At 67.6% G+C, this 24268-nt stretch carries 24 protein-coding genes; 12 read left to right on the top strand and 12 right to left on the bottom strand.

Features of this window, described 5'->3' with window-relative positions; genetic code table 11:
• Positions 1–2: 2 nt before the first annotated feature.
• The 3 genes from ACCD06_RS32005 (at position 3) to hemP (ending at position 1857) form a co-directional block, all read left to right on the top strand.
• Positions 3–896: a cell division protein FtsX gene (locus ACCD06_RS32005; protein WP_136700947.1), complete on the top strand. Its 894-nt coding sequence runs from the start codon at positions 3–5 to the stop codon at positions 894–896.
• A 10-nt stretch (positions 897–906) separates the two neighbouring features.
• Complete coding sequence (locus ACCD06_RS32000; RefSeq protein WP_413346309.1) at positions 907–1551, top strand: YdcF family protein; 645 nt, start codon at positions 907–909, stop codon at positions 1549–1551.
• Positions 1552–1689: 138 nt separating this feature from the next.
• On the top strand, positions 1690–1857 hold the full coding sequence (gene hemP, locus ACCD06_RS31995; protein WP_085091948.1) for a hemin uptake protein HemP: 168 nt from the start codon (positions 1690–1692) through the stop codon (positions 1855–1857).
• A 91-nt stretch (positions 1858–1948) separates the two neighbouring features.
• On the opposite strand, the gene ACCD06_RS31990 is transcribed toward hemP, so the two are convergent.
• Positions 1949–2149, bottom strand: coding sequence for a heavy-metal-associated domain-containing protein (locus tag ACCD06_RS31990; protein ID WP_109073298.1), 201 nt, complete (start codon positions 2147–2149; stop codon positions 1949–1951).
• Positions 2150–2580: 431 nt separating this feature from the next.
• Here ACCD06_RS31990 and ACCD06_RS31985 point away from each other — a divergent pair, with 431 nt between their 5' ends.
• Genes ACCD06_RS31985 through ACCD06_RS31970 form a run of 4 tightly spaced genes read left to right on the top strand, consistent with a single transcriptional unit; the run spans position 2581 to position 6097 of the window.
• Entirely contained in the window at positions 2581–3972 is a 1392-nt protein-coding gene (locus tag ACCD06_RS31985) for a GntP family permease (RefSeq protein WP_109073297.1), read from the top strand.
• A 2-nt stretch (positions 3973–3974) separates the two neighbouring features.
• A complete protein-coding gene (locus ACCD06_RS31980) occupies positions 3975–4631 on the top strand; it encodes a CoA transferase subunit A (protein ID WP_109073296.1) in 657 nt (218 codons plus the stop codon).
• Positions 4632–4648: 17 nt separating this feature from the next.
• Positions 4649–5302, top strand: coding sequence for a 3-oxoacid CoA-transferase subunit B (locus ACCD06_RS31975; protein ID WP_413346306.1), 654 nt, complete (start codon positions 4649–4651; stop codon positions 5300–5302).
• A 6-nt stretch (positions 5303–5308) separates the two neighbouring features.
• Positions 5309–6097 carry a 3-hydroxybutyrate dehydrogenase gene (locus tag ACCD06_RS31970; RefSeq protein ID WP_109073294.1) on the top strand — a complete coding sequence of 263 codons (789 nt, stop codon included), beginning with the start codon at positions 5309–5311 and terminating at the stop codon, positions 6095–6097.
• 70 nt (positions 6098–6167) lie between these two features.
• Here ACCD06_RS31970 and ACCD06_RS31965 read toward each other — a convergent pair whose 3' ends face one another.
• The 5 genes from ACCD06_RS31965 to ACCD06_RS31945 all read right to left on the bottom strand — a co-directional run bounded on the left by ACCD06_RS31965 (position 6168) and on the right by ACCD06_RS31945 (position 9783).
• On the bottom strand, positions 6168–6548 hold the full coding sequence (locus tag ACCD06_RS31965; RefSeq protein ID WP_109073293.1) for a ribbon-helix-helix domain-containing protein: 381 nt from the start codon (positions 6546–6548) through the stop codon (positions 6168–6170).
• Positions 6549–6655: 107 nt separating this feature from the next.
• Complete coding sequence (locus ACCD06_RS31960; protein WP_109073292.1) at positions 6656–7366, bottom strand: Crp/Fnr family transcriptional regulator; 711 nt, start codon at positions 7364–7366, stop codon at positions 6656–6658.
• Positions 7367–7443: 77 nt separating this feature from the next.
• A complete protein-coding gene (locus ACCD06_RS31955) occupies positions 7444–8196 on the bottom strand; it encodes a TfuA-like protein (RefSeq protein WP_413346303.1) in 753 nt (250 codons plus the stop codon).
• Positions 8193–9464, bottom strand: coding sequence for a YcaO-like family protein (locus tag ACCD06_RS31950; protein WP_413346301.1), 1272 nt, complete (start codon positions 9462–9464; stop codon positions 8193–8195). The genes ACCD06_RS31955 and ACCD06_RS31950 overlap by 4 nt, the downstream gene beginning before the upstream one ends.
• A 121-nt stretch (positions 9465–9585) precedes the next feature.
• Positions 9586–9783 carry a hypothetical protein gene (locus ACCD06_RS31945; RefSeq protein ID WP_413346299.1) on the bottom strand — a complete coding sequence of 66 codons (198 nt, stop codon included), beginning with the start codon at positions 9781–9783 and terminating at the stop codon, positions 9586–9588.
• A 193-nt stretch (positions 9784–9976) separates the two neighbouring features.
• Between ACCD06_RS31945 and ACCD06_RS31940 the strand changes: the two genes are divergently transcribed.
• Positions 9977–10279, top strand: a complete 303-nt coding sequence (locus tag ACCD06_RS31940) for a ribbon-helix-helix domain-containing protein (protein WP_413346297.1) — start codon at positions 9977–9979, stop codon at positions 10277–10279.
• Between the two features lie 12 nt (positions 10280–10291).
• On the opposite strand, the gene ACCD06_RS31935 is transcribed toward ACCD06_RS31940, so the two are convergent.
• Together ACCD06_RS31935 and ilvD are read right to left on the bottom strand one after the other, a co-directional pair.
• Complete coding sequence (locus tag ACCD06_RS31935; protein ID WP_413346295.1) at positions 10292–13348, bottom strand: ATP-binding protein; 3057 nt, start codon at positions 13346–13348, stop codon at positions 10292–10294.
• A 238-nt stretch (positions 13349–13586) separates the two neighbouring features.
• Entirely contained in the window at positions 13587–15452 is a 1866-nt protein-coding gene (gene ilvD / locus ACCD06_RS31930) for a dihydroxy-acid dehydratase (protein WP_109073286.1), read from the bottom strand.
• 224 nt (positions 15453–15676) lie between these two features.
• Between ilvD and ACCD06_RS31925 the strand changes: the two genes are divergently transcribed.
• From ACCD06_RS31925 to ACCD06_RS31915, 3 genes are read left to right on the top strand one after another with little or no spacing between them, the layout of a single operon-like run.
• On the top strand, positions 15677–16186 hold the full coding sequence (locus tag ACCD06_RS31925; protein WP_247871473.1) for a MarR family winged helix-turn-helix transcriptional regulator: 510 nt from the start codon (positions 15677–15679) through the stop codon (positions 16184–16186).
• A 33-nt stretch (positions 16187–16219) separates the two neighbouring features.
• The gene (locus tag ACCD06_RS31920) at positions 16220–17341 is read left to right on the top strand and encodes an HlyD family secretion protein (protein WP_413346292.1); all 1122 of its coding nucleotides are present in this window, start codon (positions 16220–16222) and stop codon (positions 17339–17341) included.
• 42 nt (positions 17342–17383) lie between these two features.
• Positions 17384–18928 (top strand): DHA2 family efflux MFS transporter permease subunit, encoded by a 1545-nt coding sequence (locus tag ACCD06_RS31915; protein ID WP_413346290.1) that lies wholly within the window; start codon positions 17384–17386, stop codon positions 18926–18928.
• Positions 18929–18941: 13 nt separating this feature from the next.
• On the opposite strand, the gene ACCD06_RS31910 is transcribed toward ACCD06_RS31915, so the two are convergent.
• Together ACCD06_RS31910 and ACCD06_RS31905 are read right to left on the bottom strand one after the other, a co-directional pair.
• On the bottom strand, positions 18942–19286 hold the full coding sequence (locus ACCD06_RS31910; RefSeq protein WP_109073282.1) for a four-helix bundle copper-binding protein: 345 nt from the start codon (positions 19284–19286) through the stop codon (positions 18942–18944).
• Positions 19287–19367: 81 nt separating this feature from the next.
• On the bottom strand, positions 19368–19820 hold the full coding sequence (locus ACCD06_RS31905; protein ID WP_247882323.1) for a DUF2934 domain-containing protein: 453 nt from the start codon (positions 19818–19820) through the stop codon (positions 19368–19370).
• Between the two features lie 223 nt (positions 19821–20043).
• On the opposite strand from ACCD06_RS31905, the gene ACCD06_RS31900 reads away from it, so the two are divergent.
• On the top strand, positions 20044–21669 hold the full coding sequence (locus ACCD06_RS31900; RefSeq protein WP_413346287.1) for a hypothetical protein: 1626 nt from the start codon (positions 20044–20046) through the stop codon (positions 21667–21669).
• Here the strand turns inward: ACCD06_RS31900 and ACCD06_RS31895 are convergent.
• Both ACCD06_RS31895 and ACCD06_RS31890 read right to left on the bottom strand, forming a co-directional pair.
• Complete coding sequence (locus tag ACCD06_RS31895; RefSeq protein WP_413346285.1) at positions 21666–22604, bottom strand: glycosyltransferase family 9 protein; 939 nt, start codon at positions 22602–22604, stop codon at positions 21666–21668. The two genes, ACCD06_RS31900 and ACCD06_RS31895, sit on opposite strands and share 4 nt — an antisense overlap.
• Positions 22601–23890 (bottom strand): O-antigen ligase family protein, encoded by a 1290-nt coding sequence (locus ACCD06_RS31890; protein WP_413346283.1) that lies wholly within the window; start codon positions 23888–23890, stop codon positions 22601–22603. The genes ACCD06_RS31895 and ACCD06_RS31890 overlap by 4 nt, the downstream gene beginning before the upstream one ends.
• Between the last annotated feature and the right edge of the window lie 378 nt (positions 23891–24268).

Here is a 24268-nt window from a genome sequence, read left to right as displayed (position 1 = left end):
GCATGGCGCTTCGTCCCGTTCGGCCCCGGTCCGACCTGCCGCTGGCGGTCGATCCCTCCTCGCGCTTTCTCGGCTGGATCACCGCGCTGATGGCGTTCCTGGCGGCTCTGGCGCTGGCCGGCGCCATGCTGGTTTCGGACATGGCGCAACGCTGGGACAGCGGGCTGGCCGGCGGGCTGACCGTGCAGGTGGCGCCGATGCCGGGCGCTCCCGTGGCACCGCTGGACGAGCGGACGGAGGCGGCGCTGACGGTCCTGCGCTCCACCCCCGGAATCGGATCGGCGACCCTGCTGAGCGGCGGTGAGATCGCCCGGCTGCTGGAGCCCTGGTTGGGATCGGGGGCTTCGGACCCGCTGCTGCCGATGCCGCGGATGATCGACGTCGTCGCCAACGGGCCGGTCGACATCGCGGGCCTGCGCCTGCGCCTGACCTCGGCAGCGCCGGGGGCGACGCTGGACGACCATGCGGTTTGGTTGGCCGACCTGCGCTCCTTCGCCGGGGCGATCCGGCTGGCGGCGCTGGGCGTGGTGCTGCTGATCGGGGCGGCGGCGGTGATGACCGTGGTCTTCGCGGTGCGCACCGGCCTCGCCATCCATCGGCCGGTGGTGGAGCTGCTGCATCTGATGGGCGCCACCGACCGCTATGTCTCCCGCCAGTTCGAGCGTCACGTGGTATCCCTGAGCCTGCGCGGCGGCGGGATCGGTCTGCTGCTGGCCGGCGGCACCATGTATGGGCTGCACCGCGCCTCCCAGGGCCTGCGGGCCAGCCTGCTGCCGGATCTGGCGCTGGAGCCCTGGCAATGGGTGGTTCTGCTGCTGGTCCCGGCGGCGCTGGCCCTGCTGGCGCTGGCGACCGCGCGCTGGACCGTGCTGCGCACGCTGGAGTCGATGCCGTGACGGGGTCGCGATGAGCCTCACCCACCACCGGCAGCGCGGCAGCGGGGTGATGGCGCGGGCGATCGGCCATCTGTTGACCGGTGCGCTGGTGCTGGCGGTTGCCTGGCTGGCCGGTCTGTTCTGGTATGCCGCCGACGTGCCGCGCTCGCCCCCCACCGGCGCCGATGCCCAACGGCGGACCGACGCCATCGTCGTGTTGACCGGCGGCAGCAACCGGCTGGTCACCGGGCTGGAGCTGCTGGCTGCCGGGCGGGCGAAGAAGCTCTTCGTGTCCGGGGTCTATGACGGGGTGGAGGTGCAGGAACTGCTGAAGCTCTCCCGTCATTCCCCGACCGAGATGGAATGCTGCATCACATTGGGCTATTCCGCCGACAGCACCATCGGCAACGCCTATGAGACGGCGGACTGGATGCGCGACCAGGGGTTCCGGTCGCTTCGCCTCGTGACGGCCAACTATCACATGCGCCGCAGCATGCTGGAACTGGCGATGGCGATGCCCGACGTGGAACTGGTCCCCCATCCCGTCGTCGCTCCCACCGTCCATCTGGACGATTGGTGGATGTGGCCCGGCACCGCGAACCTGCTGGTCAACGAATACAACAAGCTGCTGGTGGTGGGCCTGCGCTGGATGGTCCGCAGTGTGGTCCGGGTTTGACCAAGGAATTCGGAGCGGCGCGCCACAAAAGCGAATGAGAATGACTTGCAATTAGGAGCGAGCAGAGGTAGGGTCCGGTTCAGGGTTCACGCCCGGGCATCGCCGACCGCAACGTCCGTCCAGCAAGAAAGACACGCCATGCACGACAGCGCCGTCTCCGCTCCGGCTTCCTTCATCGCCGCGTCCCTGCCGGTGGTCGAATCCGCCCGCCTGATGTCGGGCAGCCGCGAGATCGTGATCCAGCACGCCGGGCAGAGCTACCGCCTGCGCGTGACCCGCGCCAACAAGCTGATTCTGACCAAATAAAAGACCTTCAACGAACCTTCCGGGAAGACGTCACCGAGAATGGGCGCCGGCCAATTGGTCCGGCGCCCATTTTCTTTTTTGTGATGACGTCTCACGCCCGGCCTTGTACCTCATAACCGGCATCCTCGATGGCTTGGCGGATGACGGATTCATCAGCGTTGCCTTCGACGGCAACCTGGCCGGCCTTCAAGTCGACCAGCGCGCGGTCCACGGCGGGAACGGCTTCCACAGCCTTGGTCACGGTCTGGGCGCAGTGGCCGCAGGTCATTCCGGAAACCTTCAATGTCAGCATGGGTCTTCTCCCTTGACGGTTTGGCGATGCTCGATGGGGACAGGCTGCTCCTTCCAGCGATTGGAAGGTCAAGCGGCATTCCATTGGCCCGCTCAACCGCCGCCCGATGGGATCGTCTCGTGTCGCTACCCTGTCCATAAAATGAGACGATATCTCGAAAATGAGACTTTTTTGCCGCGCGCAGTCTCCAGCCTGAGACATTGAGCCCGGCTGGCGGTTTAGTGTGCAGTGCAAAAAGTCGGCGGTGTCAAAGGTTTCGCTTGCGACGACCATGCTCCCTGCCAGTGGCACGACCTTTGCTCATATCGATGCATGCACCCGTAGCCGGGTCCACCACGAGAGGCTGCGCCGGCTGTTTCAGCCGCAACGCCCGGAACCGACATCCAAGACGTCGGCCATCCGAAAAGAATCACCGAGGGAGCATCGTCCAAATGAGTTTCCTGATCTGCTTGGGAGCGCTCGCGTTCCTCATGCTGGTCGCCTACCGGGGCTTCAGCGTCATCCTCTTCGCGCCGGTGGCGGCGCTGGCGGCGGTGCTGCTGACCGACCCGTCCGCCGTGCCGCCGGTCTTCACCGGCCTGTTCATGGACAAGATGGTCGGCTTCGTGAAGCTGTACTTCCCGGTCTTCCTGCTGGGCGCGGTGTTCGGCAAGGTGATCGAGCTGTCCGGCTTCTCCAAGTCGATCGTCTCGGCCGTCATCAAGCTGGTCGGGCGCGAGCGTGCGGTGACCTCCATCGTCCTGGTCTGCCTGTTGCTGACCTATGGCGGCGTGTCGCTGTTCGTCGTGGTCTTCGCCGTCTATCCCTTCGCGGCGGAGATGTTCCGCCAGGGCGACATCCCCAAGCGCCTGATCCCCGGCGTGATCGCGCTGGGCGCCTTCACCGTCACGATGGACGCGCTGCCGGGCACGCCGCAAATCCAGAACATCATTCCCACCACCTTCTTCAAGACCGACGCCTATGCCGCCCCCTGGCTGGGCCTGATCGGCTCGGTCTTCATCTTGACGCTGGGCCTGCTCTATCTGGAATGGCGGGTGCGCTCTGCCATCGCGCGCGGCGAGGGCTACGGCAGCGGCCACACCAACGAGCCGGAGCCGGTGGCCTCCGAGTTGCTGCCGAATCCGATCCTGGCGCTGTCGCCGCTGGTCGCCGTCGGCGTGTTGAACAAGCTGTTCACCATGGCGATCCCCGTCATCTACGGCACGACCAGCGAAGTTGTCCTGACCCCCGGCGCCAAGCCGCTGGTGACGCAGGTTTCCGCCGTCGCCGGCATCTGGGCGGTGGTAGGGGCGCTGCTCTGCGGCATCCTGATGGTGCTGGCCTTCGCCTGGAAGCCGGTGTCCCAGCGCTTCGCCGAGGGCACGAAGGCCGCGATCGGCGGGTCGCTGCTGGCCTCGATGAACACGGCGTCGGAATACGGCTTCGGTGCGGTGATCGCGGCGCTGCCGGGCTTCCTGGTGATCCGCGACGCGCTGTCCGCCATCCCCAACCCGCTGGTGAACGAGGCGGTGACGGTCACCGTGCTGGCGGGCATCACAGGGTCGGCGTCCGGCGGCATGAGCATCGCGCTGGCCGCCATGGCCGACCAGTTCATCACCGCCGCCAATGCCGCCGGCATCCCGATGGAGGTGCTGCACCGCGTCGCCTCGATGGCCAGCGGCGGCATGGACACCTTGCCGCACAACGGTGCCGTCATCACCTTGCTGGGCGTCACCGGGCTGACGCACCGGCAGTCCTATGGCGACATCTTCGCCGTCACCTGCATCAAGACGCTGGCGGTCTTCTTCGTGATCGCCGTCTACTACCTGACCGGGATCGTCTGACGATGAACAAGCTCATTTCCCTGGAAGAGGCCGTCGCGCGCATTCCGGACGGCGCTTCCCTGCTGATCGGCGGCTTCATGGCCGTCGGTGGCCCCAACCGGCTGGTGGACGAACTGATCCGCCAGGGCAAGCGCGACCTGACCATCATCGCCAACGACACTGCGCGGCCCAACAACGGACTGGGCAAGCTGGTGGTGGAGAAGCTGGTGCGCCGCGTCGTCACCAGCCACATCGGCCTGAACCCCGAGACGCAGAAGCAGATGATCGCCGGCGACATCGAGGTGGAACTGGTGCCGCAGGGCACGCTGGCCGAGCGTATCCGCGCCGGCGGCGTCGGGCTGGGCGGCGTCCTGACCCCCACCGGCGTCGGCACCACGGTGGAGGAGGGCAAGCGCAAGGTCGAGATCGACGGCGTGACCTATCTGCTGGAAATGCCGATCAAGGCCGATTTCGCGCTGGTCGCCGCCAAACAGGCCGACCTGTACGGCAACCTGACCTACGCGCTGACCGCGCGCAATTTCAACCCACTGATGGCGATGGCCGGCGCCACCGTCATCGCCGAGGCCGAGGACATCCTGCCCGTCGGTTGCATCCCGCCCGACGCGGTGATGACACCGTCGGTTCTGGTCGACCACATCGTCACCTCCAAGCCGCGCTGATCGGGGAGTATCGAGCCATGGATGAAAAGACCCTGATCGCCAAGCGCGTCGCGCTGGAACTGAGGGACGGCGACCTCGTCAACCTGGGTATCGGCCTGCCGACCCTGGTGGCCCGCTATGTCCCCGTCGGACGCCACGTGTTCTTCCAGTCGGAGAATGGGATCGTCGGCATGTCCGGCCCGATCACCGGCGCGGAGAACCATGACCTGACCGACGCCGGCGGCTCGCCCATCTCGGCCCTGCCGGGGGCGGCGTCCTTCGACAGCGCCCTCTCCTTCGGGCTGATCCGCGGCGGCCATCTTGACGTCACCGTGCTGGGCGGCCTGCAGGTGGACCGCGAGGGGCGGCTCGCCAACTGGATGGTGCCTGGCAAGATGGTGCCGGGTATGGGCGGGGCGATGGATCTGGTCACCGGCGCCCGCCGGGTGATCGTCGCCATGCAGCACAGCGCCAAGGGCGAGGCGAAGATCGTCGAACGCTGCGCCCTGCCGCTGACCTCGGTCCGTCGGGTCGACCTGGTGGTGACCGACCTCGCCGTCATCGAGCCGACCGACGTCGGGCTCGTCTTGAAGGAAACCGCCCCCGGTGTCACGGTGGAGCAGGTAATCGCCAACACCGGGTGCGAGTTGATCGTCGCCCCGGACCTCCGTTCCATGCCGATCGAAGGATAAAGAAGAATGACCAATCTGAAGGGGAAGGCCGCGCTCGTTACTGGGTCCACCAGCGGGATCGGCCTTGGGATCGCACGGCAGCTTGCGGGGCAGGGCGCCGACCTGATGCTGAACGGCTTCGGCGATGCCGGCTACATCGCCGAGCTGTGCCGGTCGCTGTCGACGGAGTTCGGTGTGCGCGTCGCCCACAACGGCGCCGACATGTCCAAGCCCGCGGAGATCGAGGCGATGGTCGCCGCCACCGAGGCGGCCTATGGCCGGCTGGACGTGCTGGTCAACAATGCCGGCATCCAGCATGTGGCGCCGGTCGATGCCTTTCCGGTGGAACGCTGGGATGCGGTGATCGCCATCAACCTGTCGGCCGTTTTCCACGGCACCCGCGCCGCGTTGCCGGGCATGAAGGCGCGCGGCTGGGGCCGGGTCATCAACATCGCGTCGGTGCACGGGCTGGTGGCGTCGGTCAACAAGTCGGCCTATGTCGCCGCCAAGCATGGCGTGATCGGCCTGACCAAGGTGACAGCGCTGGAACTGGCGGAGACCAACATCACCTGCAACGCCATCTGCCCGGGCTGGGTGCTGACGCCGCTGGTGCAGAAGCAGATCGACGCGCTGGCTGCCTCGCGCAACCTGTCGGTGGAGGAGGCCGGGCGCGAGCTGCTGAGCGAGAAGCAGCCGTCCAAATCCTTCGTCACGCCGGAACAGCTGGGCGAACTGGCAGTGTTCCTGTGCTCGGAGGCCGCCGGCAACATGCGCGGTGCGGCCCTGACGATGGATGGCGGCTGGACCGCCCAATAAGACGGTCGGTACAACACATTGGGGGCGGGTCGAAAGGCCTGTCCCCAAGAGTACCGGCTTTTTTCAGGTGTCAGCTGTCGCTGGTGACCGGGACGATGTCGAAGGGGGTCGCGATGAAGGGGCGGCCCTGGCCATGACCGGCACGCGCATGGCCGCGTTCGGTCGCCGCCTGCCTGAAATAGCCGACCACGAACACGCGCAAGGCATTGGCAAGCGACACGCCGGCCTGGGAAGAGCGGCGGCCCTGCTGCTCCATGCGGTCACGGACGTCGTAGCAGAGTTCGTCCACCGTCAGATCCTCCCGACGGCAAATTTCTTCGAGCCCTTCCCAATAGGACGGCTCCAATCTGATTGTGACATCGCGCCCGGACAATTTGAGCGTGCGGGAAGTCAGTGAAGCGACGCCCGTAGATTGATCGACGCGAGATTTCCTGTTCCCTTCGCTCGACATGCTCTTAAGCCCTCGTGCTACCCGTGCGATTGCCCCCAACGCATGCACACTATAACGCGACCACAACCGGTTTTGGGAACAAAACTTTAGGCAGGTAAGGATTCCCCCTAGGGAACCCGTTCGGGGTCACCGGCCATGTCCTTAAGCAATGCCAGATCGTTGATGACGATAAACCCTTTGGCATATGTCACCACTCCGGCCTTTCGTAGGGCGCCGAGGCACTTGTTCACCATTTCACGGGTAACGCCCAACATGTTGGCCAGCGATTCCTGCGACAACGGCAGGGTCAGCCGCAGGCCGGTCGGAGTCTGCTGGCCGTAGCTGTCCGACAGCAGCAGCAACCGGCGGGCAAGCCGGCGCGGCACGTCGTGGAAAACCGCGTCTTCGATGTTCTCCGATACCCAGCGCAGCCGGTCGCACAGCACGATCATCATGCGGGTGCACAGGCGCGGGTGGCGCTCCAGGAAGGGGATGAAGTCGGAGCGGTCGATCCGGTAAAGCTCGACCGGCCGCAGGGCGATCGCGGCCGCCGTGCGTTCCCGTCCGTCGATCAGGCCGATCTCGCCCAACACATCGCCGGCTTCCAGGATGTTCAGCAGCATCGTCTTGCCGTCCGCCGAGGAGGTGCGGATGGCGATCTGCCCCTTCAACACGGCGAACAGGCTGTCGCCGGGGTCCCCCTTGTCGAAGATGATCTGGTCGGCATCGAAGCGGGCGATACGGCCCAGCGTCAGCATTTCCGCCATCTGCTCGGCATCGAGTTCCCCGAGCAGCCGGTTGCGCCTCAGCACCGCCGCAACATCCATCGGCGCGTTCATCCGTCCGTCCAGGCACAGTTTCGCGCGGGGCTGGCGGTCATCGCCACCCCGGCGCGATCAGTCTAGCGGATACGCCCTTACATCGCGAGCGGAGCCGCGTCGCGCAGGGCACGTTCCCAAAGGACGGTGCGCTCGAAGTGGAAACGGGCCTCCGGTGCCGCATCGTCACCCGTCGAACGGCCCAGCCGCCGGGCCATGGTGCGCAGCATCGCCTTGGCATCCTCGCGCTTCTGGTCGAACCGGCCCTGCGGCAGCCAACTGCGGAAAGCCACCAATTCGGACGCCGGCAGGCCGATATCGCCACCCAGACGCAACATTCGTCCATAGCCGCGCTCGCGGTAGGGCAGTTCCTTGGCGATGGATTCCAGGCGCAGGGCCGTCTCGGCGGTCAGCACCCGGTCGGCAATCGCGTCGGACAGGGTGCGGCGGATGTTGACCATCGCCTCAGACAGGGAGGTGTAGCCCAGCTCGGCCGGGCCGTGAATCACCGCCACCTCGTCGTCATCCTCCAACCGGCCGTCGCGGAACGCCTCGAAGATGGCGCCGACGCCGACCATGCCGAAGGGATACAGCTCCGCCGCGCGCAGTGCCCCCATGCTGGAGGCGCCGAACACCGGGATGCCGGCATGGATGGCGTAGAGGATTTCCTTGTGCCAGACCGACGGCACGCTTTCGAAGAAACCGTCGATGATGCCGATGGCCGCCGGCTTTTCCGCGCACAACCGCAGAACGTCGCCCTGGGCGACCGGCGGCAGATAGGTGGCGTCCAGCTCCAGCGCCGCGTCCTCGCGCGGCAGGGTGGGGCCGAGAAAGACATAGACGCCGCTCATGCCGCCTTCTCCATGGCTTGGGTGCCGAGCACGCGCAGGCCGCGTTCACCCAGCAGGTAATCGGGGGATTCGTCGGCACCCTCCAGCCCAGGCACGACGACGCGCACGACGGGGATACCAAATTCGGGCTTGGTCAGATCGACCGCCACCGCCTCCTCGATGCCGACGGCGCGCAGCCGGTCGAGCTGGTGGGCAAGGTCGGCCTCGATGGTGGGGGCGGTGCTGGTCGGACAATGGTGGAAGGGGCGCCGGCCGCCACCCTCCACGATCATGGCCTTCCAGCGGGCGTGATGGGCAGGGTCGAGGTGGCGTTCGTATTCGGCACGGGGCATGTCGTCGCGGGCGCCGGCGATGAAGGTCAGGCGGCTCTGCGCCGCCTCGGTCAGGGCGCGGGACAGGGCGATCTCGCGCGCCGCATGGCAGCCCATGCCGGTGGCCGGGCGGATGGAATGCTGGGGCATCTCCTCACGCTCGACGATGCGGCAGAGGAAGGCGGGTAGGCCGACGTCGCTGGTGGTCTCCCACACGCCGACGGCGACGCCCGCCGCTTCGAATCGGTCGATCAGCGAACGGCAGACCGGATCGTCGATGCTGTCCAGGTCGATGCGGGTCGTCGCCTGGGAAGCCGGGTCCTGCAGGCGCCACAGGGTGGTCGCGTCGCGCTCCACCAGTTCGGTGACGGCGTGGCTGATCGCCTCCACCTTGTGGTTGCCCGACGCCAGCCCGTTGGAGCCGGCCAGGAAGGCGCCGTGGCCGGGGGCCATCGGCACGGTGAAATTCAGATGGACCATCTCGAACGGAACCCATTTCGGGCCGCCGTTCAGCAGGTCCTGTCCCTCGATCCACAGGATGGGGCTGTTGGGGTTGAAGCTTCCGGTCGACAGCCGGGGCAGGCGATCGACGTCCACCACCGGGTGGGTCCAGCGCAGCTCCTCGAAGCTGGCGAACTTCAGCGGCAGGGTGATGCGTTCGGCGTGATAGCTCTCGATCGACTCCATGACCCCCGACGCCTTGGCTGCGGCGAGCGTCACCCCCTTGCCCTGCGACACCGATATGGAGCGCGAGTTCGGCCGCGTCACCATCACAACCGGAATGCCGACGGCATCCAGCCCGGTGACGTTGGCGACCCGGGTGATCCCCATGATCGGCAGGAACGGGGCGACCCGTGCCAGGGTCTGTTCGGGCGCCATGACCCGGTGGGTGCCGACCGTGTGGGCCTTCACCGCATCCGAAACGGAGGCTTTGACATCGAGCAGATCGAAGGGCATCGCGGCGTATCCGGGGCGGAGGACAATCGAGAAGGCGCGTCCCGTTCCCGGGTCCGTGGCCGGTCAGCACCTGAAGCGGCGCTGGTGGCCACGGTCCGAAGAACCGGAACCGGGAACCCGATCAGGCGCCCGGGGTGATGCTGAACCGACCAGCCTCGTGATCCGCGGCGTCGAAGGTGCTGCGATCGCCGGAACGGACGAGGTTGCGGGCAGTCGATGCCTGGACCTCGGCGATTTCGGAAACCCCCTGAGCAGACACGGCATACAGACGGCCGTCAGCACCGCGGATCATCGACGACTGAGAGATGGAGAGCGACATCTGGATTGACTCCGTTCGACGTTGGTGATGCCGCAAATTCTTCGGATTCGAACGAGTGCGGTCTGTGAAGTTTTTCACTTCGTGTTTTACAGCTTCAGCGTAATCGGAACGTCTGAGCAGCGGCGTATGGAATGAGGTGTTTCGAGCGCCACTCCATCGCGAGCGGCAGAGAATTGACTGGAGAACCAAAGCTATGCTGCAGACCACCAACAAAAAGCAGGGTGGGATCGCGTCCGGTCGCGGTTCTATCGACCTTGAGGCTCTGATGGTATGGCCGCAGTTGTCCGCCCGTATCGTGCCTATGAACGGCGTTAGGACCCGGCTGCGCCTTGAGAAAGCAGTTTGGGAAGGTCTCGACGTTATCGCCAAGCTTGAAGGAAAGCCAACGCAGCAGTTATGTGCAGAGTTGGAAGAGAACAGACCAAAAAGCGCGGCGCTTAGCACCACCATTCGCACGTTTGTTCTGGAATATTTCCGCAGAATTGAGCCAGAATAATTAAAAACTTGGTTACCGCACCACTGCCGGCATGGGAATGTTCTCTTTGCCATTTAGTCGTGCGAGCAGCTGCGTGGCGCGTGCTTGGCTTGAAATTTGCGCGGTGAGTATCGCAGTTTCCAAAGCAGTACGCGCCAAAGTGATGGCTTCCGAACGATTTCCGGCCACCTCCAAGGCATCGGCGTACCAAATCTGGACTTGGGCGAGCCATCCCAATGGATGCGGTTTGCCCCGCAGTGCCCCTTGCTGCTGAAACAGCGCAAAGCTGCGCTCAAACATGGCGAAGCCTGATTTGTGGTTCCCTGTCAGGACCGATGCGTATCCGATGCCGCCCATTACCAGCGGCAGCAGCAGAGGAGCATGTATTGCGTGACCAACCGACAATGCGGCCTCAAGTGCGGGAATGCTGTCTCTCAACTGCCCGCAGATGATATGGGTCCACCCCAGATGCGTCAGGGCGAACATCCTTGAGAAGAGGTGGCTGCTTTCCTCGGCGATTTCGACTGAGCGGCGCCCGGTTTCCACGGCTTCATCGACCCGCCCCAATTCGGCGAGTCCGCGGGCCGCGAGGCTGCCCATATGCACCCGTGCGACAGTTGCGAGACCATAGCGGTCGTATGGACGTGACTTCGTGAGCAAGTGGGAGCCATGCTCGAATGTTTCCAACGCCTCTAGGAAGAGCCCCTTGTCTGTTTGTAGGCCGCCCAGCCGGAACAGCAACTGGACGCGGGTGCGGCGGTCATCCCGGGCGTCGAGCGCAGACAGGCCGTCGCGGCACAGCGCAAGACCTTCGTCGAGATCGCCGAACGTCCACAGGAACGATGCCAACATTGAGCATGCCCGGGCATAGCGGATGAGATCACCCGAATCTCGCGACATGGCGATGGCCCGTTGCAGATGGTCGTCCACTCCCATCGACCCTCGCGGCAGCAGAGATCTCGGAAGTGCGATCAGCAAATCGATCTGGCGCGCAGTGTTTCGCGGATGATCCGGCAGACGCCGCACGGCGGCGAGAGCGTTGGTATAATGCCGGCTGGAATCTTCCAGCTTGGAACGACCTTCGGCCCTTTCGCCCGCACGCCGGCCGAACAGGTGCGCGGCCGGCCAGTTTTCCGCCTTGAAAGCGTGGTGGGCCAGCAGGTCCAGGCGGTTGGGCAGATCGGCGTCGCGGCGGTGGCGCAGCGCCTCCAGTACGCGGGCATGCAGCGCTCGGCGGTCGGACTTCGTCAGGGTGGCGTAGGCAACCTCCTGGATCAGCGCATGCTTGAAGGAATATTCCAGGTTTGGCAGCAGGCGGGTGCGCAGCACGAAGCCGGCACGCTCCAGATAGGCCAGATAGTCGGACAGGATCGACATCGACAGGCCGGTCAGAGCCTGCAGAAGCCCGACGTCGAAGGTATTGCCGATCACGGCGGCGTTCATCAGCAGTCGGCGCCGTTCCAGCGTCATCAGGTCCATGCGCTCTGCCAGCAGCGCGTGCAGCGTACGCGGCAGCTTGTCGACCACCAACGGGTCGATCAGCCGGTAGGAGCCCGGCGTGCCTTCAATGGCGTTGGACGTCTCCAGCGTGCGCAGAACCTCTTCCAGATAAAGCGGAACGCCCTGGCAGCGGGTGGCGACCTGGGCCTTCAACTCCACCAGCGACCAGTCCGGCCCCAGCCAATGGGCCAGGAAACTCTGCACCTGTTCCGGCGACAGCATGCCCAATTCCATGCGCCGCCCGCCCGCCCGGCCGTTCCAGCCCTGTTCGCGCGATTCCGGTCCCAGCGGCGGCGGTCGCCGGGTTGCGAGCAGCAGCAGGCGTGACCCGGACCCCGGCAGTGCTTCCGCCAGCCGATCCAGCAGCCGCACCATCACCGGCCGCGCCCAATGGGCATCCTCGACCAGGACCAGCAACGGCCGTCCCACGATCCCCTCGCCATCGGTCTGGGCGTCATCATCCGATGGGACCGTCGCCGCCAGTTCAAGCGTCGCCCCCACCAGCCCCTCGATGCCCAGCGACAGGCGCTGCGCCGCATCGAGGCCGCTCCACAGCGGGTCGAGCCCCGGCAGGCCGAACAGAGCCCGCACGGCGTCGCCGGCCAGCGAACCGGACCGGCGGCCCGCGGCCTCGCACACCCAGCCGACGCCCTCCTCGCTGGCGCGGCCGGCCACCTGCTCCGCCAGGCTCAGCGCCACCGCCTCGAGGTCGTCGGGATCGGCCAGCCGACGGATCGGCATCTGCGGCCATTGCAGCAAGGTCCAGCGCCTGCTGCGCGGATCGCGCAGAAACTCTCCCACCAGCCGCGACTTGCCGATTCCCGCCTCTCCCTGCAGCAGGAGTTGGGCCGGCGCCCCGGCCTCCACCGAATCGGTGATGGCGAACAGCGTCGCCACCTCCTGCTCGCGGCCGACATAGGGGGCGTCGGTGGCGGACAGCAGGTCGGTGGCGGTGCGGCGGACGGCGCGGGCTCCGTCGAGCAGGAAGGCCGGCATCGGCTCCACCTCGTCGGACAAACGCAGGCTTCCCATCGGGCGCGCCGTCACGCCGACCGGGATCAGGTCCAGCGTGTCGCGGCTGAGCTGCGCGGTGTCGGAGGCGGCGCGCTGCTGCAGCTTGGCGGCCATATGCACGCATTCACCGATGGCGCGGTAGTCGGACCACAGGCCGTTGGTCACCACATGGGTCACGGCGTCGCCGGAACTGATGCCGATGCGGATCTGGAAAAGCGGCTTTCCATGTTCGTCACGGGTGGCGCTGAGGATGTCCTGGGCAGCCAGACAGGCGCGCAGGGCGTGGTCCTCCTTGGCGCCGGGGGCGCCGAAGGTCGCCAGGAAACCATCGCCCAGCATCTGCGTCACCGTGCCTTCAAAACGCGGCACCGCCTCCGTCACGCGATCCAGAATGGAGAGGAGCAGGTCGTCCGCATCTTCCGGATCACGGCCGGCCACGATGGCGGAGGAGCGGACGATGTCGACGAACATCGCCGTTACCACCTTGCGCTCGCGCGGCTTGTCGCCCGGCAGGCGTGATGCCTCCTGCCAAGGACGGCCTTCGTCCGTCGCTGTGCTCAACATGGTGTCCGCCATGTCCGCCCCCTTTGCGGAATTCGCGTTGGCATATTAGAGCATGCAATTCGAATTTTGCGAACATCCGAGCGATGTATCGCCCTAAGATTTTCGCGCAGGCGGAAGCCAACATATCGGTGTATGTAATTCGGGGCAAAAAGAAAGCGCCGCGACTTGCGCGGCGCCTTGATTGTTACTTGTGATGAATATCCGCTGTGCCTGACTCGGTCGCTGTTGACGCTGGTCGGGTCAAACCGGCTCAGCGGCGGACGGCGATATTCTCCACCTGGGACACGTCGCGCACGGCGCCGCGGTCGGCGCTGGTCGTCAGGGCGGCATAGGCGCGGAGCGCCGGGGAAACCACGCGGTCGCGGCTGGCCGGCTTCCAGGCATCCACACCCTTGGCGTTCATCGCATCGCGGCGGCGCTGCATTTCCTGGTCATCGACGGCGAGGCGGATGATGCGGTTGGGGATGTCGATCTCGATGCGGTCGCCGTCCTGCACCAGTCCGATGGCGCCACCCTGCGCCGCTTCCGGCGAGACATGGCCGATCGACAGCCCCGACGTGCCGCCGGAGAAACGACCATCGGTGACCAGTGCGCAGGCCTTGCCCAACCCCTTCGACTTCAGGTAGCTGGTCGGGTAGAGCATTTCCTGCATGCCGGGTCCGCCGCGCGGACCTTCGTAGCGGATGATCACCACCTCGCCCGCCTTGACCACATCGCCCAGGATGCCGGCGACGGCGTCGTCCTGGCTCTCGAACACGCGGGCCGGCCCGGCGAAGACGAGGTTGGAGGCGTCAACGCCTGCCGTCTTCACGATGCAGCCGTTCTCCGCGATGTTGCCGTACAGCACGGCGAGGCCGCCGTCCTGGCTGAAGGCGTTCTCGGCCTTGCGGATCACGCCCTTCTCGCGGTCGAGGTCCAGCTCCGGCCAGCGGCGCTCCTGACTGAAGGGCACGACGGTCGGGATGCCGCCGGGGGCGGCGCGGTACAGGGTGTGGACGGACTGGTCCTGGGTGCGCATCACGTCCCAGCGGTCCAGCGCGTCACCCAGCGTCGGGGCATGGACGGTGGGGGCTTCGCGGTTCAGCAGGCCGGCACGGTCAAGTTCGCCCAGGATGCCGAAGATGCCGCCGGCGCGATGCACGTCCTCGATATGGACGTCGGCCACCGCCGGGGCGACCTTGCAGACGTTGGGAACGTGGCGCGACAGCCGGTCGATGTCCGCCATGGTGAAGTCGATGCCGCCCTCCTGCGCCGCGGCCAGGATGTGCAGGACGGTGTTGGTCGAACCGCCCATGGCGATGTCGAGCGTCATCGCATTCTCGAACGCTTGCCGGGTGGCGATGCCGCGCGGCAGGGCGGTCGCGTCCTCCTCCTGATACCAGCGGCGGCAGAGGTCGACCACCATGCGGCCGGCGGCGAGGAACAGCTCCTTGCGGTCAGCGTGGGTCGCCAGGATGGTGCCGTTGCCGGGCAGTGACAGGCCCAGCGCTTCCGTCAGGCAGTTCATCGAATTGGCGGTGAACATGCCGGAGCAGGAGCCGCAGGTCGGGCAGGAGCCGCGCTCCATCTCTGCCGCCTCTTCATCGGAGACGGTCGGGTCGGCGGCGGCGACCATGGCATCGATCAGGTCGACCGACTTGACCTTGCCGCGCCACTTGACCTTGCCGGCCTCCATCGGGCCGCCGGAGACGAAGACCGCCGGGATGTTCAGGCGCATCGCGGCCATCAGCATGCCGGGCGTGATCTTGTCGCAGTTGGAGATGCAGACCAGCGCGTCGGCGCAGTGCGCGTTCGCCATGTACTCCACCGCGTCGGCGATCAACTCGCGCGAGGGCAGGCTGTACAGCATGCCGCCATGGCCCATGGCGATGCCGTCATCCACCGCGATGGTGTTGAACTCCTTCGCCACGCCGCCGGCCTTCTCGATCTCGCGGGCGACCAGCTGACCCAGATCCTTCAGGTGGACGTGTCCGGGTACGAACTGGGTGAAGGAATTGGCGATGGCGATGATCGGCTTGCCGAAATCGCCGTCCTTCATGCCGGTCGCCCGCCACAGGCCGCGCGCGCCCGCCATGTTGCGGCCGTGGGTGGAGGTGCGGGAGCGGTAGTGCGGCATGGATCGGTCCTCAGCTGGTCGATTCGGGCGAGTTGGCGAAAGGAATGGAACGAAACGGGTGGGCACCTTAGCAATCTCCTGTCGCGTGCGCCAGAGGCGCGATCCTGTCTCGGACGCCGGAGGCGCGACATCGGCGTGGCCCTGCCATGCGCGCCGCGAGGATTGCCGATGATAAGCAGGCTTATTAATTCACCAAAATCGATAAGCAAGCTTATGATGTGCCGATGTCCTCCGCCGCCGATACCCGCTCTGCAAACTCCCATTCGATGAGCCTGGGTGCCGTCCTGACCGATACGGCGCGCATGATGCGCGTCCGTTTCGACCAGCGCGCCCGCCATCTCGGGCTGACCCGCGCGCAATGGTCGGTGATCGCCACGCTGGCGCGGAACGAAGGGATCAAGCAGGCGGCGCTGGCCGATCTGATGGAGATCGAGCCGATCACGCTCTGCCGGCAGATCGACCGCATGGAGGAGGGCGGCTGGATCGAACGTCGCGCCGATCCGACTGACCGGCGCGCCCGCCTGCCGCATCTGACGCCGAAAGCACATGCGGTGCTGGAGCAGGGCCGGGCGCTCGCCACCGGCATCTATGCGGAGGCGCTGGCCGGTCTTCCATCCGACGCCGAGGCCAAGCTGGTCGAGATGCTGGCCCACATGCGCGCCAACCTGTCCGACCGCCGGGCGGCCGAGCCGCCCGAGAAGATGAGTGCCGAGAAGATCGCCGCCAAAGCCTGACGCATTCCTTTTTTCCTTCGGGACCCGACCGCAATGACCGCCGTGACCGACCGCGATACCGAAACCCGTCCTGCCGCTCAACCAGCCGCCAAACCCGTCCGCCGGACGCGCTGGCGCCGCTGGGTTCTGATGGCCGCTCTGCCGCTGCTGGTGGCAGTGGGCGGCGGCTATGAGTATGTCGTCGGCGGGCGCTATGTCTCGACCGACAACGCCTATGTCCAGCAGGACAAGGTGACGATCAGCCCGGACATTTCCGGCCGCATCGTCGAGGTGGCGGTGCGTGAGAGCCAGCCGGTCCATCGCGGCGACCTGTTGTTCCGCATCGATGACGAGCCTTATCGGCTGGCCCTCCAGCAGGCGGACGCGGCGCTGGCGTCGGCGCGGCTGAAGGTGGAGCAGTTGCGCGCCGACCTGGGTGAGGCGCAGGCCAAGCAGGCCGCGGCGGAGGAGAAGGTCGCCTTCGAGCAGCGCGAGTTCCAGCGCCAGCAGGATCTGCTGAAGACCGGCGTTGCCGCGCGCGCGACCTATGATTCCGTGCACCATGACCTGATGGCGGCGCAGCAGGACCTGAACACCGAAAAGCAGGCGGTGGTCAGCGCCCGCGCCGCGCTGGGCGGCGATCCCGACATCCCCACCGACCGCCATCCGATGGTGCTGGAGGCGCTGGCGAAGAAGGCGTCCGCACAGCGCGACCTGGACCACACGGTGGTGACGGCGCCGGCCGATGGCGTGGTCAGCCAGACCGACCGTCTGCTCGTCGGGCAATACGCCTCCGTCGGGCTCTCGGCGGTCAGTCTGGTGATGAGCGGGTCGAGTTGGGTCGAGGCCAATTTCAAGGAAACCGACCTGACCCACATGGCCGTCGGCCAGACCGCGACCGTGGTGCTGGACGCCTATTCCGGCCGCACCTTGAGCGCCCATGTCGAGAGCATCGGCGCCGGCACCGGATCTGAGTTCTCGGTCCTGCCCGCCCAGAACGCCACCGGCAACTGGGTGAAGGTGGTGCAGCGCGTGCCGGTCCGTCTGCGCATCGACGGGACGGATGCCGCCGGCGTGCCGCTGCGCACCGGCCTGAGCGCCGATGTGGAGGTCGACACCCATTACAGCCGGCCGCTGCCGGGCGTGATCGGCAGCGCGGTCGCGGCGATCCGGTAGGGCCTTCGCCTCCTCCAACCGACAATCATCCGCAGGCACCCCATGGCCGCCAGCCAATCCCCTGCCGCCCCGCATGAGGTGAAGCATCGCGGCATGATCACCGTGTCGATCATGCTCGCCACCATCATGCAGGTGCTGGACACCACCATCGCCAACGTCGCCCTGCCCAGCATGCAGGGCAGCCTGGGGGCGGCGCAGGACACCATCACCTGGGTGCTGACCTCCTACATCGTGGCCGCGGCCATCGCCACGCCGGCCACCGGCTGGATGGCCGACCGGTTCGGGCGCAAGCGGCTGTTCCTGATCGCGGTGGCGGGCTTTACCGCGGCCTCGGTGCTGTGCGGGCTGGCCGGCAGCCTGACGCAGATGGTCGCCTTCCGGCTGGTGCAGGGCATCTTCGGCGCGGCGCTGGTGCCGCTGTCCCAATCGGTGCTGCTGGACATCAACCCGAAGGAGCGGCACGGGCAGGCGATGGCGCTGTGGGGCGCCGGCATCATGGTCGGTCCCATCGCCGGGCCGACGCTGGGCGGCTGGCTGACCGACAGCTTCAGCTGGCGCTGGGTCTTCTACATCAACCTGCCGGTCGGGCTGCTGGCCTTCTTCGGCATGCTGGTCTTTCTGCACGAGACCAAAGGCCGGCAGCGCGGCTTCGATTTCTTCGGCTTCGCCATGCTGGGGCTGGCGGTCGGCGCCTTCCAGATGCTGCTGGACCGCGGCGAGCAGTTGGACTGGTTCGGCGCGACCGAGATCTGGATCGAGACGGCGCTGGCCGCCTGCGCCTTCTGGATCTTCACCGTCCACATCGCCACCGCCCACGGCAACACGAAGACCGAGCCCTTCATCGACCCGGCGCTGCTGCGCGACCGCAACTTCGTCACCGGCCTGATCCTGATCTTCGTGATCGGCGTGATCCTGCTGGCGACGATGGCGCTGCTGCCGCCGATGCTGCAGAACCTGCTGGGCTACCCGACGGTCACCACTGGGCTGGTGCTGGCGCCGCGCGGGGTCGGCACGATGATCTCGATGTTGATGGTGGGACGGCTGGTGCGCAAGGTGGACGCGCGGCTGCTGATCCTGGCGGGCGTGCTGCTGACCAGCTGGTCGCTGTGGTACATGACCGGCTTTACCATCGTGATGGACCGCGAGCCGATCATCATCAGCGGCGTGGTGCAGGGGCTGGGGTTGGGGCTGGTGTTCGTGCCGCTCAGCACCATCGCCTTCGCCACGCTGGAGCCGCGGCTGCGCACCGATGCCGCCAGCCTGTTCAGCTTGGTCCGCAACCTTGGGAGCAGCGTCGGCATCTCGGTGGTGATGACGCTGCTGTCGCAGAACACCCAGGTCAACCATGCCAGCCTGGCCGCACATCTGACGCCCTTCTCCCAGGCGATGACGGAGCAGGTCACCGCGTCGCCGGAGGCGCTGGCGATGCTGAATGCCCAGGTCACGCAGCAAGCGGCGATGATCGCCTACATCGACGACTTCAAGCTGATGATGTACGTCGCGCTGCTGGTGATCCCGATGCTGCTGCTGCTCCGGCGGCCGAAGGCCGGGGCTCCGGCGCCGGAGGAAGCGGCGGTGATGGAGTAGGCGGACGCCCCGATCAGGCGGCCATGCGCGACATTGAGCGGCAGCTTTCGGCGCAGCGGCGGCACATCTCGGCGCAACGCTTCATCATGGAATCGTCGGCCATGCGGTCGCAATCGTCGGCACAGGCCGCACAGATCTCGGCACAGGCGCCGCAGGTGAGATGGTGGAAGCGGGAGCCGCGAATCATGAAATCCGCGCTGGTGCGGCAGATGTCGACGCAGTCCAGCAGCAGGCGGATATGCCCGGCCTCCGCATGCGCGCCGCCTTTGGTCAGGCAGTGCGCGACGGTTTCCAGGCAGATCGTGTGGCAGTCGGTGCAGTTGCGGATGCAGTCGTCCATCGACGGCGAGCCGGCCATGGGAAGTCCTCCGGAGAAGTTTACAGGTATGGCCCTGACAACCGGCTCCGGAGCCGAAGGGTTCCGACGGTGAGGCCGGGTTCAGCCGGCCGAGGCGCTCTTGCCGCCGTCCTTCTTCGGACCGCGCGGGGTCTTGGCGGGGGTCGCCTTGGCGGTGGTCTTTCCGGCTGCCGGCTTGGGGGCAGCCTCGGCCTTCGGCTTGGCCGTGGCCGGCTTAGTCTTCGCGGGCTTGGCGGGGGCGGATTTGGCGCCCTCCGCCGGGGTGCTCGCGACTTCGGACAGGGATTCGGCGGCGGCGCGGGTGCTCTTGCCGGCGGCCTTGGAGGTGGCGGTCTTCTTGCGCGATCCGGCGGCCTTTTCGGTCGGCTCCAGCGCGCCGGCGCCGCGGATTTCCGCTTCCGCCTGGGTCCAATGGTCGGAATCGCGGCCGTGCGGACGGCCCTCGCTCTCCCACAACTCGTGGGCGCGGCGTCGGATACGCTCCAGGATGTCGTCGGTATCGGCCATCGAGTCCCCCATGTGTTTGTCCGGCATGTGTCTGTCCGGCATTTGTCTGCCCGGCGGGTCTGCCATACCGTATTTTGTGGCAGCGACCCGTCAACGTTGCAAAGCCACTCGTGCGAGGCACCACGAAAGAGGCGGAGACTCCCGACTCCACCGTTTCATGAGGGCAACACCGCAGGATCGGACTGGTTCCCAATCGCTCATTTCCGTGCCACAAGGCGCCCGCCGACCTGAACCGTGAGCGCAGCCCATCATGACGCCTGCACCCTCCGTCGCCCGTCCCTCCCTGCTCGACCGTGTCGTGGCGGCGCCCTGGTGGCTGCTGTGCCTGGGGCTGGCCGCAGCGATGGTGCTGTCGGTGTTGCTGGTCGGGTTCCGGCTGCCCTACTGGGTGCATTCGGATCAGGATCTGGTGCTGGCCTATCACGGACTGCTGTTCGGCGACGGGTTGCCGCAGGAGTATTTCGACCATCCCGGCTACGGCTATTTCCTGGTGATCGACGTCTGGTACCGGCTGTTGCATGCGGTCGGGCTGCTGCCGGTCGCCAGCCTGTCGGCCCTGCCGCCGGGCAGCGACGTGGTGGCGACGGAGGCGGTATGGCAGTCGCTGATCCAGGCCGGGCGGGCGCTGTCGATCCTGCTGACCGCCGCCTTCGCCGTCAGCTATGCCACGCTGCTGCGCGGGCTGCTGGGCGACCGGCGGGTGGCGCTGCTGGCCGGGGTGTTGCTGGCCTTCGGCGTCGGGCTGACGGCGCAGGGGCGGCAGATGCGCACCGACCTGCTGTCGGCCGGCTTCGTCGTGCTGGGGCTGCTGCTGGTCCTGCGGGCTGTGCGGCCGGCGGACGGGCGTGGCTGCGGCGGCGCGTCGCTGCTGCAGTTGGCGCTCGGCGGGCTGCTGGTCGGGCTGGCCATGGTGACCAAGGTGCAGGCGGTGTTCCTGGCGATGGGGCTGCCGGTGGCGGCGATCCTGTTCGGGCGCAGGGCGGAGCCGGAGACCGCTCCGGGAGCGGCCTGGGGCGTGGCGGCTGTGGTCGGGTTGCTGGCGGCCGCAGCGGCGGTGCCGGCCTTCGGGCTGATCCAGGCCGGGCTGGCCGGCTGGGGGCGGGCGGTCTATCCCTACACCCCCGTCGGCGGCGGGCTGTCGGGCGGCGGATACCAGAGCATCGTCGCCGGCTGGGTTCTGGTTGGCATCCTGGTCCATGCGGTGGTCCACCGGGTGCCGGCGGCCCGCGCGGTGGCCGGGGCGGCGGCGGTTCTGCTGGGGCTGGCGGTCGGGCTGCTGGCGCTCGACATCCGCTGGAACGAGCAGAACGCCATCGCCGTGGCCAACTTCGTCGAGCACATGTTCGTCTTCTCCTCCTGGCGGCACGGGGCGGAGTTGCAGGGGCAGGGCAACGTGGTGGGGCAGGGGACGCTTGGCCTGCTGCTGGCCGGCATCGGCCGCACGCTGGCGATCCGCACCATCATCCTCCACCCCGACAACATCCCGCAGACCATCATCGTGGAGTGGTTCGCCCTGGCCGGGGCGGTGGTGCTGTGGCGGCGGGGGGAAAAGCTGGCCGCGGTGCAGGCGCTGTTCCTGCTGCTGGTCGCCTGGGGGCTGGAGGCGCTGTTCTCGCTGCGCGGTTTCCAGCGCGCCTATGCCGCCTACACCGACCCGCTGGCGATCCTGTCCGCCGCCTGGGTGCTGGCGCGGATGCCGGGGCTGCTGGACCGAAACAAGCCGCGGCGCTGGATCCTGGGCGGCGTGACGCTGGTGGTGCTTGCCGCCCATGCCTGGCCGATCATCGAGACCCGGAAGCTGCCGAACCCGGTCACCCATTGCGAGTGGATCCCGATCTACATGCCCAAGGTGGCACCGTTTCCCTTCTGCCGTTAGGAGCCTCCCATCTCCCGCGCGCGGTCCAGCGCCTCGACCACGCCGGCGCTGTCGATGTCGGCGAAGTCGGGGCGGTGGTGGATCAGCACGCGCGGGCCGGTGCTGTGGATCGGGTCGGAGGCGTCGGAGAACACCACCACGGTGGGGCAGCCGACCGCGGCGATCAGGTGGGTCGGGCCGGTGTCGTTGCCGACCGCCCCCCAGGCCCGGCGCGCCAGCCCGCCCAGTTCCGGCACGCTGGTGCGGTCGGTGAGATCGACAGCCTGCGGGCAATACTCTGCGATGGAGCGGGCGAGGTCGCTCTCGATGCCTGTACCGATCACCACCGGAATGATGCCGCGCCCGGCCAGTGCCGCCGCCACCTCGGCATAGCGGCGGACCGGCCAACGCTTGTCCGGCCGTCCGGGGGAGGAGCCGGGGACCAGCAACGCGAACCGCTCCGGCAGACCGAACTTGGAAATGTCGGCGTCGAGCCAGGACAGGTCGGGCGTCTCGTCCGGCACGATGCCGAAGGGGGCGAGCTGGCGAACATAGCGCTCGCGCACCGGCACCTTGCGCCGGCCCTCGTAGCGGTCGGGATGGGAAGCGCCACGGGCGGTGCCCGACCATTCCGGCCAGGGACCGGGGAACAGCAGCCGGTGGTACAGGTCGGTGCGCGTCTGCGCCTGGAGGTCGTAGACGCGGTCGAAGCGATGGGCGCGCAGGGTGCGGCGGATCGTCAGATAGGCCGACAGCGACCGCTCGCGCGGGTCCTCCAGCACCTCGTCGAACAGGCCGCTCATGCGGGCAAGCGGGGCGAGGGAGGGCAGGGTCAGCAGCGTTATCCGGTCGCAGGCATGGTGGCGGCGGATGGCGGCGAAGGTCGTCTGGGCCAGGAAGAAGTCGCCGAAGGCGCCCAGCTTGATGACCAGGATGCGGAGCGGGCGCTTGCTCATCGTGTCTTGTCCCCGATACGGGCCCCGATACGGGTTGCCAGCCGCAGCATCAGCGCGGCGGAAAGGAAGCCTGCCATCCACCAGGGCTGCCAGATGCCGTAGGCGGTGCTGCCCATCGCCATCGCCGTGGCGAACAGGGCGAGCGCGAAGGGCTGGTCGTGGCGCTCCAGCCGGGCGGTGGCGGCCAGCAGCATCAGCATGACGGCCAGGGCCAACGCGGCCCCGACCGCTCCGGTCTCCAGCCAGACCTGCAGGAAGGCGTTGTGGGGATGCAGCGGCAGCAGGCTGTCGCCGATCGGCGAGAAGTCCGACACCGCCCCGTCCGGCGGCAGGGAGCGCGAGGCGTCGATGCCCTGGCCGAACACCGGTGTGCGCAGCGCGCGGTCCGCCGCATGGCCCCAGATCTCCACCCGGTGTTGGGCCGAGCGGAAGAGCAGGCCGGAATGGTCGAGGTCGAGCGGGCCGGAGAACAGCAGGGCGGCAGGCAGCACCAGCAGGAAGGCGGCGGTCACCGCGGCGGCGAACAGCCGGCGGGTCCAGCGCGCCGACGCGCGGGCGGCAGCCAGCGTGACCAGCCCGGCGGCGATGCCCAGCATGGCCGAACGGCTGGTCAGCGGCAGGCAGGCCAGCGCATAGCCCACTGGCACCAGCAGGGCCAGCGTCCGCCGTCCAAAGCGGTCCACCGCCAGGGCGGCCGGCCAGACCAGCAGGCAGAGCAGCGCCGCGGTCCGTTTCGGCACATTGCCGTTCAGCAGGTTGGGCAGCTGGTCGTCGGGCACGCTGTTCCACCAGCGGTTCAGCGGGAAGTCGAGCGCCGCCTCCACCGCGAACAGCAGCCCGCCGGCCAGCCCGCCGGCCAGGAACAGCCCGCCCAGCCGCCGCGCCTCGGCCGCCGGCAGCCCGGCGATCCAGGCGCCGCCGGCCAGCGCGCCGAGCGCGATGTAGCCGATCTCCAGCACCGTCTCCAGCGCGCGGTCCGACGGGCTCCACAGGCTGGAGACCAGGGCCAGCAGCAGGAAGGCCGCCACCGCGGCGACCGGCGGGGTCAGCCGCAGGATGCGCCCGAAGCTTCCACGACGGGCCAGCCCGGTCAGCGACAGCACGAGGACCAGGATGGCCCAGACCGGCAGCCCGCGCGGGGCGAGCGCGGCCAGCGGCCCCAGCACCAGGGCGGCGGCCCCGGCCAGTCCCCGCAACGCGGCGTCGACCCCGCTGCCGGCTGGGGGCGGGGCGGGAGACGGGGGGGCGGGGCGCGACGCGGTGGCGTCCAGGGACTCGACGGGCATGAACTCGACGCGGATCAGCGGAAACCGGCGGGGACTTAACCGCACTCCCGCCGCGAAAGCAACGGCGCGCGGTCCTTGGCGGCGGGGCGCCGGGCTGGAGGTTTGGAACAGCGTGAAACAGGGTTGCGGGTGCTGTTCCATTGTTTCATCCGGCAGCGGGGTGGCCGGCGGGCCGCGGCGGATGGGACGTTTGAAACACCGTGAAACAGGATTCCGGGTGCTGTTCCACTGTTCCATCGGGCGTGAAGCCGTTGGTGTCGAACGCAGATCGGGTGGGCGGCATCCGGCGGGGCATGGCGGTCCCTTCCTGGTGGCGGCAGGATGACATTCCTATCACGGATGCGGGGGGATGGGAAAAGGGTGGGTGAAAATCGGGCG

This window comes from Azospirillum sp. CT11-132 (assembly GCF_047302835.1).
Taxonomy (GTDB): domain Bacteria; phylum Pseudomonadota; class Alphaproteobacteria; order Azospirillales; family Azospirillaceae; genus Azospirillum.
The sequence above is the reverse complement of the archived record's forward strand: the minus strand, read 5'-3'. Positions and strand labels throughout refer to the sequence as shown.